This window comes from Catellatospora methionotrophica (genome assembly GCF_011297335.1).
Taxonomy (GTDB): domain Bacteria; phylum Actinomycetota; class Actinomycetes; order Mycobacteriales; family Micromonosporaceae; genus Catellatospora; species Catellatospora methionotrophica.
This window is the reverse complement of sequence record NZ_JAAOTJ010000001.1, coordinates 838756-851458: the sequence shown is the minus strand read 5'-3', so window position 1 is coordinate 851458 and position 12703 is coordinate 838756. Positions and strand designations below refer to the sequence as shown.

General features: G+C 69.7%; 11 protein-coding genes. 6 read left to right on the top strand and 5 right to left on the bottom strand.

The features are described from left to right. Window positions 1-29: 29 nt before the first annotated feature. The 3 genes from HAV40_RS03770 to HAV40_RS03760 form a co-directional block, all read right to left on the bottom strand. A complete protein-coding gene (locus tag HAV40_RS03770) occupies window positions 30-917 on the bottom strand; it encodes an ABC transporter permease (protein ID WP_239086712.1) in 888 nt (295 codons plus the stop codon). A gap of 163 nt (window positions 918-1080) precedes the next feature. Continuing rightward, entirely contained in the window at window positions 1081-1857 is a 777-nt protein-coding gene (locus HAV40_RS03765) for a cupin domain-containing protein (protein ID WP_239086706.1), read from the bottom strand. Beyond that, window positions 1841-2194, bottom strand: a complete 354-nt coding sequence (locus HAV40_RS03760; RefSeq protein WP_166378978.1) for a cupin domain-containing protein — start codon at window positions 2192-2194, stop codon at window positions 1841-1843. Before HAV40_RS03760 ends, HAV40_RS03765 begins: the two co-directional genes overlap by 17 nt. A gap of 276 nt (window positions 2195-2470) precedes the next feature. Between HAV40_RS03760 and HAV40_RS03755 the strand changes: the two genes are divergently transcribed. Further along, window positions 2471-5500 carry a 3-keto-alpha-glucoside-1,2-lyase-like domain-containing protein gene (locus HAV40_RS03755; RefSeq protein WP_166378976.1) on the top strand — a complete coding sequence of 1010 codons (3030 nt, stop codon included), beginning with the start codon at window positions 2471-2473 and terminating at the stop codon, window positions 5498-5500. A gap of 131 nt (window positions 5501-5631) precedes the next feature. Here HAV40_RS03755 and HAV40_RS03750 read toward each other — a convergent pair whose 3' ends face one another. Together HAV40_RS03750 and HAV40_RS03745 are read right to left on the bottom strand one after the other, a co-directional pair. Further along, window positions 5632-6417 (bottom strand): hypothetical protein, encoded by a 786-nt coding sequence (locus HAV40_RS03750; protein ID WP_166378974.1) that lies wholly within the window; start codon window positions 6415-6417, stop codon window positions 5632-5634. A gap of 127 nt (window positions 6418-6544) precedes the next feature. Then, a complete protein-coding gene (locus HAV40_RS03745) occupies window positions 6545-6736 on the bottom strand; it encodes a hypothetical protein (RefSeq protein ID WP_166378972.1) in 192 nt (63 codons plus the stop codon). Window positions 6737-7045: 309 nt separating this feature from the next. On the opposite strand from HAV40_RS03745, the gene HAV40_RS03740 reads away from it, so the two are divergent. Genes HAV40_RS03740 through HAV40_RS03720 form a run of 5 tightly spaced genes read left to right on the top strand, consistent with a single transcriptional unit; the run spans window position 7046 to window position 12669 of the window. Beyond that, the gene (locus HAV40_RS03740; RefSeq protein WP_240935347.1) at window positions 7046-7849 is read left to right on the top strand and encodes a thioesterase II family protein; all 804 of its coding nucleotides are present in this window, start codon (window positions 7046-7048) and stop codon (window positions 7847-7849) included. 55 nt (window positions 7850-7904) lie between these two features. After that, on the top strand, window positions 7905-8198 hold the full coding sequence (locus tag HAV40_RS03735) for an acyl carrier protein (RefSeq protein ID WP_166378970.1): 294 nt from the start codon (window positions 7905-7907) through the stop codon (window positions 8196-8198). A 56-nt stretch (window positions 8199-8254) separates the two neighbouring features. Next, window positions 8255-10315 (top strand): amino acid adenylation domain-containing protein, encoded by a 2061-nt coding sequence (locus tag HAV40_RS03730; RefSeq protein ID WP_203671635.1) that lies wholly within the window; start codon window positions 8255-8257, stop codon window positions 10313-10315. Further along, a complete protein-coding gene (locus HAV40_RS03725; protein WP_166378966.1) occupies window positions 10308-11498 on the top strand; it encodes an FAD-dependent oxidoreductase in 1191 nt (396 codons plus the stop codon). Before HAV40_RS03730 ends, HAV40_RS03725 begins: the two co-directional genes overlap by 8 nt. A gap of 22 nt (window positions 11499-11520) precedes the next feature. Then, window positions 11521-12669 (top strand): acyl-CoA dehydrogenase family protein, encoded by a 1149-nt coding sequence (locus HAV40_RS03720; protein ID WP_166378964.1) that lies wholly within the window; start codon window positions 11521-11523, stop codon window positions 12667-12669. Window positions 12670-12703: the final 34 nt, after the last annotated feature.

Here is a 12703-nt window from a genome sequence, read left to right as displayed (position 1 = left end):
CTAACGCGGCGACGGGAGGCTGATCCCCGTCAGGATGTGGTGAGCGGGACCCCGGAGCGCCTGCTGGCGTGCCAGGGGATGAGTGCTGCCTCGGCCACCTCGACGATCGCGAACAGCACGATGCCGATCAGTGACATCAGGAACAGGTCGGCGAACAGCAGGGCCGAGTCGAGGTTGCCGTTGGCAAGCAGGAGCACGTATCCCAGGCCTTCGTTCGCGCCGACGAACTCGCCGACCACGGCGCCCACCACCGCGAGGGTGACGGCCACCTTTATCCCGGCCATCAGGTGCGGCAGGGCGTTGGGGAATCTGATCTTCCGGAAGGTCTGCCAGGGGCTCGCGCCCATGGTCTTGGACAGGTCCACCAGTTCGGGATCGGTGGACCGCAGCCCGGCCACCCCGGAGATGACCACCGGGAAGAACGCGATCAGCACCGCGAGAATGATCTTCGGGGCGAGGCCGAAGCCGAACCAGACGATCAGCAGTGGAGCGATGGCGATCTTGGGAATGACCTGGGCGAACAGGACTATCGGGTAGAGCGCCCGCTCCATGGTGCGGGAGTAGGCGATCAGGACGGCGGTGAGCAGGCCGAACACCACGGCCAGCACGAAGCCGATGACGGTCTCGTAGAGCGTGACGTAGGTGTTCAGCCAGAGGAACGCCCGCTTCTCGACCATCGTCGCCCACACCTGCGCCGGGGTCGGCACCAGGTAGTGCGGGACGGAGCCGCTCTCCGACAGCGCCCACCACCCCGCGAACACGATGCCCAGCAGCAGCGCGGGCCGCCACAGCACATCGCCGAACCGGACCAGCCGGGTCAGCGGCCGGACCTTGGTCCGCAGGGCCAGCGTGGGTTGACCGGCCGTGCGCGCTGCCGCGCTGCCGACGGTTGATCCACTTGCTGATCCTTGGCGCACGAAGGCTCCTCCCGGGCGGACGGAAAGTTGCCTGGCGATTGCCGGGAAGCGCTTTCCGATTAACGGACAGTAGAGAGGATGGCGTCCATGAGGCAAGGGCTGCCCTGAAGATCTTTACATATTTACATGGAATGTTTGCAGGATCGCTGAGCGGTCCGAACCGTCACCGGATCGGATACGTGTTCAGCAGCCCGCACATACCGTGCCGCCCCTGCTCGCCGGGCACGGCGAAGCCCCGCACCGTGGCGGCGGCCAGATGCTCGGACCGCCCTGCGGCCAGCGCGTCGAGCTGGGCGGCGGTGTCCTGCGCCGCCCGCAGCGCCCCGGCGGCGAACCGCTCCCGCCAGCGCGGCAGGTGCGGCGCCACCAGCCGGGCGGCCGCCCGGTGAAAGTCCTGCAGCGGCCCGAAGTCACCGGCGTCGGCCGCCGCCCGCAACCGCTCGAACCCGAGCACCGCGAGATCACGCCGGGCGTACGCGGCGGCCAGCGTAGCGCTGGGTGCGCCGTCGGAGGGCGGGACGTCATCGGGAGCCCCGCCACCGGGCAGGGTGGCTGCCGCGGCATACCGCTGCGGGTCGGCCAGCACCGCGGGAGGAAACGTCAGCACCGCGTCGCCGGCCTCCGGCAGCCCGCTGTTCTGCATCAACACGGTGATCTCCAGGCCGCCGTGGTTGACCAGCCGGTGAATGGTGCCCGGCGTGAACCAGACCACCGTGCCGGGCCGCAACACCGTCTGCTCGAACCCGCTCATCGTCAGCGTCTGGACCGTGCCCGCCCCGGCCTGCACCACGTACGCCTCGGTGCAGCACAGGTGCAGGTGCGGGGTGCCGCCGACCAGGCCGTCGGGCGCGGTGGTGCCGTACACCCGCAGCTGCGAGACGCCGACCCCGCCGGGCAGTGGCACCATGCCCGGGGCGCCCGACTCAGTCGAAGTATTCATCGGCGTCGTTCGCAGCGGGCAGGCAGACCACCAGGGCCCGCAGGTCACCCAGCGCCCGGTGCCGGGTGCCGGGCGGGATCAGGAACGCCGACATCGGCTTCGCCGGATGGCGTACGCCGTCGAGCTCCACCTCGCCGACCCCGTCGAGGATCACGTACACCTCGGTCGCGATCCGGTGGTGGTGGGTGACCGCCCGGTCGACCTGCAGCAGGTGGACGCTCACCGCACCGGCGGACTCCTGCACGAACGCCCGCCGGGTGGTGCCGCAGGAACACTGCTTGGGGGCGATCTCGTCCAGCGCGATCGTGGCGCTGCTGGCCGGTTCCGGGGTCGTCATCGCGCGGCTCCTGGTCGTCGGTCGTGCCTCGGCTGAAAAGTCGGGAAAGGGTTTTCCCGACGGTGGCTAGACGCTAATGTCCCGCGTAGATGAACGTCAACGTGTCGATGTACGAGGCCGACTCCCGGAGGTGTTTCACGAGGCGACAGCAGCGAAGTCCTTGAGAACGCGACGTGGCGGCGCACGTCCCACCTGCGTCAGGCGACCCGCCTGACCCACCCGACATCCGGGCCTGCGCGTGCGCTGCGCCCGGGTGCGATCGCGAGAAGGATCGCCATGAGTTCTCCCACCGTCCCGCAAACCGCCCGCCGCCGCCGGGCCCCAGCCCTCGCCCTGGGGCTGAGTCTGGTGCTGCTGCCCATGTCCGTGCCCGCGGCCGCACAGGCCGCGATCCCCCCGCAGGATCCCGGCGTCACCCTGCGCACCTACAGCCTCAGCACCGCGCTGACCGGGCTGTGCACCCTCAAACCGGGGCAGACGCCCAACTTCGACAAGCTGATGCCGCTGGTCAACTGGTCGACCCTGGCCGACTTCGGCATCGCCGACAGCTTCCTCACCCAGGTCGTCGCGAACATCAACATCACCACCGCCGGCACGTACGCCTTCCGGCTCACCAGCGACGACGGCTCCCGCCTGCGCATCGACAAGAGCACCGTCGTCGACAACGACGACTCCGACAGCACCTTCACGACCGTCATCAACCACGACGGCGTGCACGGCACGTCCTCGAAGGACGGCACCGTCGACCTGACGGCCGGCTACCACAAGCTGCGCATCGAGCACTTCGACAACACCGGTGGGCAGGTGCTCAAACTGGAGTGGCAGCCACCGGGCGCCACCGCGTTCGCCGTCGTGCCGACCACCGCGCTGAGCACCGAATCCGGCGTCACGCGGGTGACCGCGCCGGGGGCCAAGGAATGCGTCGAAGGCGGCGACGCCCCCGGCGACGGGCTGCCCCTGAACGCCGTACACCCCAACTACACCCTGACCGACCTGCGCCCCAGCGGCTTCCAGCCCAAGGTCACCGGCATGGACTGGCTGCCCGACAACCGGCTGGCCATCACCACCTGGGGCGGCGACTACGGCACCACCCAGCCGCTCGGCGAGGTCTACCTGCTGGGCAACGTCACCGGCACCACCTCCGCCGCGCAGGTGACGGTGAAGAGGATCGCCACCGGCATGCAGGACCCGATGGGCATCAAGTACGTCGACGGCAAGCTGTACGTCACGGAACGGTCCCGGCTGGTCGAACTGAACGACACCAACGGCGACGAGATCATCGACACCAAGCGCACCGTGGCGACCTGGCCCTTCGGCGGGACCTACCACGAGTTCGCGTTCGGCCTGCTGTACAAGGACGGCTACTTCTACCTCAACCTGTCGGTGCAGATCACCCCCGGCGGGCGTACCACCCGACCGCAGCTCGCCGCCAACCGCGGCACCGCGATCAAGGTGAACAAGGCGACCGGCCAGGTCGAGTACACGGCCAGCGGACTGCGTACGCCCAACGGCATGGGCTGGGGTCCCGAAGGCGGGATCTTCGTCACCGACAACCAGGGCGACTGGCTGTCGGCCAACAAGCTGATCCAGCTCAAGCCGGGCCGGTTCTTCAACCACTACAACGACCCGGCCGGTCCGTTCGACACCAGCGCCGTCACCCAGCCGGTCCTGTGGCTGCCGCACAACGAGATCGCGAACTCGCCCAGCACCCCGATCATGCTCACCCAGGGCCTGTTCGCCGGGCAGATGCTGTTCGGTGACGTCACCTACGGCGGCATCCAGCGCGGATACCTGGAGAAGGTCAACGGCGAGTACCAGGGCGCGGTCTTCCGCTTCGCCCAAGGCCTGGAGGCCGGCATCAGCCGCCTCACCCTCGGCCCCGACGGCGCGATCTACGCGGGCGGCATCGGCGACGAACGCGCCAGCAGCAACTGGCGCCAGCAGGGCAAACTCCGTTACGGGCTGCAGAAGCTGACCCCCAGCGGCAGCAGCGCCTTCGACATCCTGGCGATGCGGGCGGTGGCCGGCGGCTTCGAACTCGAGTACACCCAGCCGCTGTCGGCCGCCACACTGAGCTCCCTGACCTCGCGGTACCGCGTCCAGCAGTGGCGTTACACCCCGACCTCGTCCTACGGCGGCCCGAAAGTCGATCTCGAAACGCTGGGCGTCACGTCGGCCATCCCGTCGGCCGACGGCAGGAAGGTCACGCTGCGCATCAACGGCCTGGAAGCCGGACGCGTCGTGCACGTCCACTCGCCACGGCCGTTCAGCGCGGCGTCCGGGCAGTCCCTGTGGAGCACCGAGGCCTGGTACACCCTCAACGCGCTGCCCGGCGTCACCTATCAGGCCGAGCAGGCGGCGCTCAGCAGCGCGACCGTCGGGACCGAACATGCCGGGTACACCGGAACCGGCTACGCCGACTACGCCGACGCGGCCAACACCGGCGGGTACGTCGAGTGGACGGTCAACGTGCCGACCGCCGGAGCCCACGCGCTGGCCTTCCGCTACGCCAACGGCAAGACCGTCGACCGCCCGCTGGCCATCGCGGTCAACGGCACGGCGGTCAGCCCGGCCTTCCCGTTCCCGCCGACAGGGGCGTGGACGACCTGGCGAACCGCGTCACTGACCACGACGCTGCCGGCGGGGCAGGTCAAGATCCGTGCGACCACGACCGGTGCCAACGGCAGCAACCTCGACCAGCTGGTCGTCACTCCGGTGCCCCGTATCTCGCTGTTCGACGGTACGGGTCTGGCTTCGTGGGAGAACGCGGACGGCAGCCAGGCGGCCTGGCCGGTGTCCGGAGGATCGATGGAGTCGCTGGGCGGCAACATCCGCACCAGGGCGAAGTTCGGCGACTTCAAGCTGCACGGCGAGTGGCTGCAACCCGTCTACCCGGCAGACGTCACCGGGCAGGCCCGCGGCAACAGCGGGTTCTACCTCCAGGAACGCTACGAGATCCAGGTGCTGGATTCGTACGGTGACACCACCCTGGCCAACAACGAGGCCGGTGCCATCTACCTCAAGCGCGCCCCTGACCGGAACATGGCCACCGCACCGAACACCTGGCAGACGTTCGACATCACGTTCCGCGCCGCGCGGTTCAACGCGACGGGTACGAAGACCGAAGACGCCAGAATCACCGTGGTGTGGAACGGCGTCGTCGTGCACAACAACGTCGCTGTCAACGGTCCCACCGGCAACGGCCAGCCCGAAGGGCCGACACCCGGCTCCATAGGCCTGCAGGACCACGGCGACCCGGGCGCGAACCCCCGCTTCCGCAACATCTGGATCGAACCGCTGAGCTGACGAATCCCCTGGTGCCGCCGGTCTGGGCGGCACCAGGGTGCCCAGATCCGGCGTACTGGTGGCCGGTGGACGCGGTGCCGACACTCGTTTCCGGACGTTCTGGCCGACCCGAGACGGGTCAGCCTCAGCTGTCAGGTGTGGCACTGCACACCGACGACGATCACGTCGTCGGGGAGTGCGGCCAGGATGGGCACCAGGTCGCCCGGATGAGTGGGCATGTCGGCACGATGCGTGCAGCTCTCGTGGGTGTCGCAGCTGCCGTGCGTCGCCCGGCCGTCCCGCTGGACCCACCAGCCGTCCAGCGTGAGCAGGTCGCTCCGCTGCCCCGCGAGCAGGGCGGCGGTGGCCAGGATCTCATCGCGACCGCTGGCGAACAGCCGGGTCAGGTCGTCCCGGTAGCCCAGCACCGTATCGAGCTGGTCCCACGGATGGACGGCCAGGAACTGCTTGACGATCGGCTGGAGCTCGTAACCGCGCCGCTGCGCCGCGATGTCGTCGAACAGGGTGAGGACACTGACCTCGCCGAAGGTCTCCAGTGGCCGGGGCGGGACATACCGCGCCGACAGCTGCTCCCAGAGATCACACATGTCGTCCGCCAGGCCGACGGCGTGGTCACGTGCCCCGGTCAGGTTCAGCAGCCCGACCGGGCCGCCGGCGCACCGGCCCTGCCTGCTGGGCAGCGGCTCGCCGTCGTACCGTGGCGCATCGTGTAGCAGCCAGGGGTCGTCCTCTGCTCCGGGGCGGATCCAGAATCCCCAGCCGTCACTGCCGCCACGGATGGTCCACGAGTCCCAGATATCCCGCTCGTCCGGATGGCCCTGCATCGCCTCGAACGGTGCGAGCGCGTCCGCGATGGCGGCCTCGACCTCGTTGCGCCGGTGCGCGGGCAGACACACCGTGACGCGGGTGGAGCCCATCCGATCTCCTTTCGCCGGCGCGGACACGTCAGCCGGGGCCGCTCAAGATCGGTGCCCATGGTGCCGGATGACCCGGCTGGCGCGCGCAGCGGTGCCGGGGTCGGCGGCACCGCTGCGGTGTACGAGGTCAGGCGCAGAGCGCGGTGCTGGTGTACTTGGTGCCGGACGGGGTGGTCACCTCGCCGACCACGCACACGGTGGCGTTGCCTCCGTAGAGCTGGTCGCCGTAGTACTGAGCCCCGGTGCCGCCGTACTTCGCTGTCGTGGCGGCCGGGCTCTGGCGGTATACCCACACCTTGACGGTGTTGTTCGGGCTCACCCGGTTCGAGATGCTGGCGGGGCGCCACCCAGGTCAGGACCGTGCCCTGAGGCCGACGGCCAGCCTGCGACCGGAAGCGGGGCGGATTGTCGACGGGACCATGCGCGTTGGTGAATGAGGCGTTGCCGCGTGCCATACGGCTGCTGTCCTGAGCTTGTCGCGGGTTCATCCGCGGGCGACTCACGAACGCATTTCAGCGCATCGAGAAAGCACTTAGGAAGATGCGCTGCGCACGGGCCGGATGCCAGGGTCTTATAGCGGCGGGCGTCGATGGATGCCCGGCTGGGCAGCCCTGGGAGGACATCAGGCATGGACACCACCAGTGCCGGAGCAATGGGCCATGCGATGACGGGACCGCCGGACGGGCGCTGGTTGCGCCGCTTTCGAGACAGCGACGACGGCGAAACCAAGGTGATCTGCTTTCCCCACGCCGGTGCTGTCGCGGGGGAGTATCGCACCTGGCCGGAGGGGTTGCCGCCGGACATCGGCGTGATGGCCGTCCGCTATCCGGGCCGGGAGGAGCGGTTCGACGATCCGATTCCGCCCCGGCTGGAAGCCCTCGCCGACGACATCGCCGGCGCGCTCGGCGAACTGGCACGGCAACCGGTGGTGCTGTTCGGGCACTGCTTCGGGGCCACCGTGGCGCACGAGGTGGCGCTGCGCCTGCAGGAACAGGGGAGCCCGCCGGCCGCCCTGTGCGTGTCGGGCACCCGGCCGCCGCACGCGCTGGCCGGTCGTAGCACCGTCCCCAGCACTGACGAGGACATCATCGCGCACGTCAGGACCCTGGACGCGAACCGTGCCGCGGCCTTCGCCGACCCGATGTTGCGGGAGGCCGTGCTGCCCGCCGTCCGCGGCGACTACCACCTGGTGGGGGGCTACTCCGGCGGGTCGCGGCCGCCGCTCGCGTGCCCGATCTACGCGTACGCCGGTGACGAGGACCCGGAACTGGCACCGGAGGAGATGCGGGGCTGGGCGGACATGACGCGCGGCGGGTTCCGGTTCCGGGTGCTGCCCGGCGGGCACTTCTTCCTCAAATCCGCAGAGCCCGCGCTGCTCGCGGACATGCGCAACGTGCTGGACGCCGTCAGAACCGGCACGACCGTCGCCTGACGCGACCCGGAAAACCCTCCGCAGTGAACGACAACCGATTGGGCATGTGCAGACAATGGTCGACGCGACAAGCTCTCACGACGACACCGTACGGGTCGAGGATCACGCTCAGCTCATCAGTCTCGTCCGTTCGGCTTGGCAACAGACTCTCGGCTACGACACTCCCGACATCGACTCCAGCTTCTTCGACTCAGGCGGCGACTCGTTCGTCCTCATCTCTCTCATCGGCAGGATGGAGAAGGCCTCCGGAGTCACGATCAGGGCCGTCGACGTCCTCCGGGCTCCCACGATGAGAAAGCAGGCCGCGCTGCTCGGCCGGCTGATGGACAAGGACCGTGTGGCGGACTGATGGAATCCCGTTGTCCGCATGATGGCGGCACTCGCGTCAGCCGATACCCGATCATGTTGTCCGCCGAGATCGCGGCGTCAGTGCGGCAGCGGTCGCAGACGCTCCACGTGTCGCCGTCCTGCCTGCTCGTGGGCGCGTTCTGTCTCACCCTGTCCAGGCTCACCGGGGTCGGTGCCGTCGTGGTCGACGTCGGTCATCCCGACCCGGTCGCGGTGCTCGTCGACATCGACGACGACCTGACGCCGGAGGCCTTCATCCGTGGCGTACACGAATCGCTGACCCTGAGCCTGGGCCGACACGCGTATCCCGCCGGTGGAGTCGACGCACCGCTGGACGTGAAGCACTCCGGCGAGCGTCACCTCCTCGCTGTACGGCTGAACCACACCGATGGATACCTCGACTGCGCGGCAGGCGTGTGGGAGGACGGCGAGGCGCAGAGATTCGTCCTGGACTTCCTGGCGGCGGTGGAACAGCTCGCCAGAGCCTCCACGGCGGGGAGCGCCGACGTGACCCTGGCGGATGTCCGATGCATCTCCGCCTCCTCGCTGAAGATCCTCGAAGCGATCAACGACACCGGGCAGGTCTTTCCTGACTCCTCCGTGGACGAGCTCTTTCGCGAGGCCGCCGGCCGCTGGCCCACCGCGTTGGCGGTGCGCGACGCGGAGTCGGTGCTGACGTACGCCGAACTGGCCGTCGCCGCGGCTGAACAGGCCCACCTGCTGCGCGCGGCCGGCGTCGCCGAAGGCGACACGGTGCTGGTCGGTGTGCCCCGGTCGGTGGCGGAGGTGGTGGCCGTGCTGGGCACGCTCTGGACGGGCGCCACCTACTGCGGGGTCGATCTGAGCCAGCCCGCGTCGCACACCGCGAAGGTGCTGGCCAAGGCGTCACCGGCCGCCGCGATCGTGACCGACGACGCGGCGGGCCAGCTCGCCCCCTACGGTGTCCCGACGGTCAGCGCGTGGCAGCCCGGCTGGAAGGGCGGCGGCCAGGCGGCACCCCCGGCCCAGCCCGACCCGGCCCGGCTGGCCTACCTCGCCTTCACCTCGGGCTCGACCGGCGAGCCGAAAGGCGTCGCGATCCCGCACCGTGGCGTGATCCGGTTCGTCCATGACAGCCCGTATCTGGCGCTGGGCCCCGGCGAGCGCTGCCTCCGGCTGGCGCCACTCGCCTTCGACGCCTCCACGCTGGAGATATGGGCCACCCTGCTGACGGGTGCGACCCTGGAGATCTGCCCACCGGACGCGCTGTTCCCCAGTGAGATAGGCGCCCACCTCGCGGAGCGCCGGATCACCGTCGCCTGGCTCACCGCCGGGCTGTTCGGGCTCGTTCAGGAACTCGCCGGGCCGTCCCTGGCGAGCCTGCGGCACCTGCTGGTCGGTGGGGACGTGGTGCCCCACGAACACGTCAGGAACGCGCTGACGAACAACCCCGGCCTGGTCGTCACGAACGGCTACGGCCCTACGGAGAACACCGTCTTCACGACGTACCACTCGCTCCGCGACCCCGACAGCATCGACGGGCCGATCCCCATCGGCAGACCCGTTCCCGGTACCCGGATCTACGTGCTGGACCGACGCGGCAGGCTGCTGACGCCCGGGGCCGTCGGGGAACTGTACGCCGCCGGCGACGGCCTGGCCGCCGGATACGTCGACGACGAAGCCGAGACGGACCGGGTGTTCGGCTACTTCTCGCCGGACGTGCCGGAACGCCTGTACCGCACCGGTGACCTGGTCCGCATCGACGCGGCCAGGCGGCTGCAGTTCCTGGGACGGGCAGACGACCAGGTCAAGATCCGCGGCTTCCGGATCGAGCCCCACGCGATCAGAGCGTCGCTGCTCGCCCAGGACGGGGTCGAGGAGGCGTTCGTGACCGTCACCGACGGCGACAGCCTCGACAAGAGGCTCGTCGCCGCGGTCCGGCTGACACCGGGTTCGGCGATCACACCGGTCGACCTGAGAGACCGCCTGCGGGACGAGCTGCCCTCGTACATGGTCCCCGGCCTCTGGGCGGTCGTCGATCAGCTGCCGATCACGGCGACCGGGAAGATCGACAGGCGGCGGCTCGCGGCCGACGCCAGGCCGGCCCACTCGTTCGCGGTGAGGAAGCCGCATGTATGACGCGATCGTGGTCGGGGCGCGCTGCGCCGGTGCGCCGACCGCGCTGCTGCTGGCGCGCGCGGGCCACCGGGTGCTCCTGCTCGACCGGTCGGCGTACGGCTCCGACACCCTCTCCACGCACCTGCTCCACCAGCCCGGAGTCGCCGCGCTGGCCCGCTGGGGGGTGCTGGAGCACGTCCGCGCGTCGGGCTGCCCGCCGGTGGCGCGAACCGTCTACGAGGTCGCCGACATCCGCATCGACGGCTACGCCGGCGGCGTGGCGGGACAGCGCGCGAAATACGCCCCTCGGCGGCGGGTCCTGGACGCGCTGCTGGTGGACGCGGCGGTCGCGGCCGGTGCCGAGTTCCGCGAGCACTGCCGGGTGACCGGCCTGCTGCGCGACGACACGGGCCGGGTCGTCGGCGTCGAGGGCAGGCACGGGGACCGGGCCTTCACCGAACACGCGCGGCTGGTGATCGGCGCGGACGGGATGCGCTCCACTGTCGCCAAGCTGGTGGCGGCGCCGGTCGAGGTCCAGGACCCGCTGATGACCTGCGCGTACTACACGTACTGGTCCGATGCGCCGACCGACGCCGTGGAACTGTACGAGCGGCCCGGCGGCTGGGTGGCCGCCCTGCCCACCAACGACGCGCTGACGCTGGTGCTGGCGTACTCCCCGCAGTCCCGTTTCGGCCAGATCCGCGCCGACCCGAGCCGTGCCTACGATGAGCAGATACGCGTCACCGCGCCCGCCCTGTACGAGCGGCTGCGCAGCGCCGAGCCCGCCGAGCGCCTTTACGGCAGCGGCGACCAGCAGAACTTCTTCCGGCAGGCGACCGGACCCGGCTGGGTGCTCGTCGGTGACGCCGGCCATCACAAGGACTCCATCACCGCACGCGGCATCAGTGACGCGTTCCAGCAGGTGGAGAGCCTGGCTGGGGAGATAGGAAACGTGCTGGGCGGCGATCCCTGCGCGCTGGACGCGGCCCTGGCCCGGTTCGCCGGGCAGCGGGACGCGACGATGGCCGGCGGCTACCAGGCCACGCTCGGCGTCGCCCGGCTGGCTCCGTTCAACGAGCAGCGCCTCGCCCTGCTGCGAATCGTGCGGTCTGACCCAGAACTGACGGCGACCTACCTCGACATGGTCGCCGGGATCGTGTCCGTCGACGCCCTCTACACCCCCAAACTGCTCGCCCGCCTCTGAACACCAGTATCCGGAGTGGAAGATGGTCGCCTTCAGCGATGAGCACCACATGCTGCGCAGGCTGGTCCGGGACTTCGCCGAGAAGGAGATCGGGCCGTACACCGTCGCATGGGAGGCGAACGGCAGCTTCCCCGCACACGAACTGTTCGCCAAGATGGCCGCGCTCGGCCTGCTCGGTCTGGAGTACGACCCGGCATACGGCGGCCAGGGCGCGGACCACCTCTGCACGGTGGTTTTGCACGAGGAGCTCGGCCGCGTCGGACCGGCGGGAGTGGCCCTGGGCATCGCTGTCCAGACAGACATGGCGACCCCGTCGCTGCACCACTTCGGCAGCGACGAACTCAAACAGCGCTACCTGGTCCCGGCGCTGAACGGCGAGGCGGTCTGCTCGGTCGCGGTCACCGAACCCGACGCGGGCTCGGACGTGACGGCCCTGCGCACCCGGGCGGTGCGCGACGGCGACGACTGGGTGATCAACGGCTCGAAGCACTACGTCACCAACGGCACCCAGGCGGACTGGATCTGCCTGCTGGCCCGCACGTCCGACGAGCCCGGCTACGGCGGCCTGTCCCAGATCGTCGTCCCGACGGACACACCGGGCTTTCAGGTCCAGCGCAGGCTCGACAAGCTCGGCATGCGCTCCTCCGACACCGCGGAACTGACGTTCACCGACCTGAGAGTTCCGGCGAGCAACACGATCGGTACGCCCGGCCTGGGCTTCTACCAGCAGATGAGCCAGTTCCAGAACGAGCGCCTCGCGCTGGGCTACATCGCGGTCGGCGCCATGGAGACTGCTCTGACCAGGACCGCGGACTACCTGAAGGTGCGCCACGCCTTCGGCAGACCCCTGATCGACAACCAGCACCTCGGCTTCACGCTGGCAGAGCTGAGCGCGCGACTGGACATGCTGCGGCAGTACAACTACGCGGCCGCGGAGGCGTACATGCGCGGCGAGGACGTGGACCGTTTCGCGACGGTCGGAAAACTGCAGGCCGGACGCCTGGCGCGGGAGATCGCCGCGACCTGCCTGCAGTTTCACGGAGCCGTCGGGTACATGGAGGAGATGTGGACCGCCCGCTTCTTCCGGGACAGCCCTGTCTGGTCGATCGGCGGCGGCACCGACGAGATCATGCTCTACGTCCTGTCCCGCCTGGACGGCTACCACGCCTAGAACCCGCATCCCGTGACGACGCCGCTTGACTTCG

What these genes read in the sequence shown, in the direction of transcription:
- HAV40_RS03765 (WP_239086706.1), bottom strand. Translation starts at nt 1,857, where the DNA reads ATGAATACTTCGACTGAGTCGGGCGCCCCGGGCATGGTGCCACTGCCC.
- HAV40_RS03760 (WP_166378978.1), bottom strand. Translation starts at nt 2,194, where the DNA reads ATGACGACCCCGGAACCGGCCAGCAGCGCCACGATCGCGCTGGACGAG.
- HAV40_RS03755 (WP_166378976.1), top strand. Translation starts at nt 2,471, where the DNA reads ATGAGTTCTCCCACCGTCCCGCAAACCGCCCGCCGCCGCCGGGCCCCA.
- HAV40_RS03750 (WP_166378974.1), bottom strand. Translation starts at nt 6,417, where the DNA reads ATGGGCTCCACCCGCGTCACGGTGTGTCTGCCCGCGCACCGGCGCAAC.
- HAV40_RS03740 (WP_240935347.1), top strand. Translation starts at nt 7,046, where the DNA reads ATGGACACCACCAGTGCCGGAGCAATGGGCCATGCGATGACGGGACCG.
- HAV40_RS03735 (WP_166378970.1), top strand. Translation starts at nt 7,905, where the DNA reads ATGGTCGACGCGACAAGCTCTCACGACGACACCGTACGGGTCGAGGAT.
- HAV40_RS03725 (WP_166378966.1), top strand. Translation starts at nt 10,308, where the DNA reads ATGTATGACGCGATCGTGGTCGGGGCGCGCTGCGCCGGTGCGCCGACC.
- HAV40_RS03720 (WP_166378964.1), top strand. Translation starts at nt 11,521, where the DNA reads ATGGTCGCCTTCAGCGATGAGCACCACATGCTGCGCAGGCTGGTCCGG.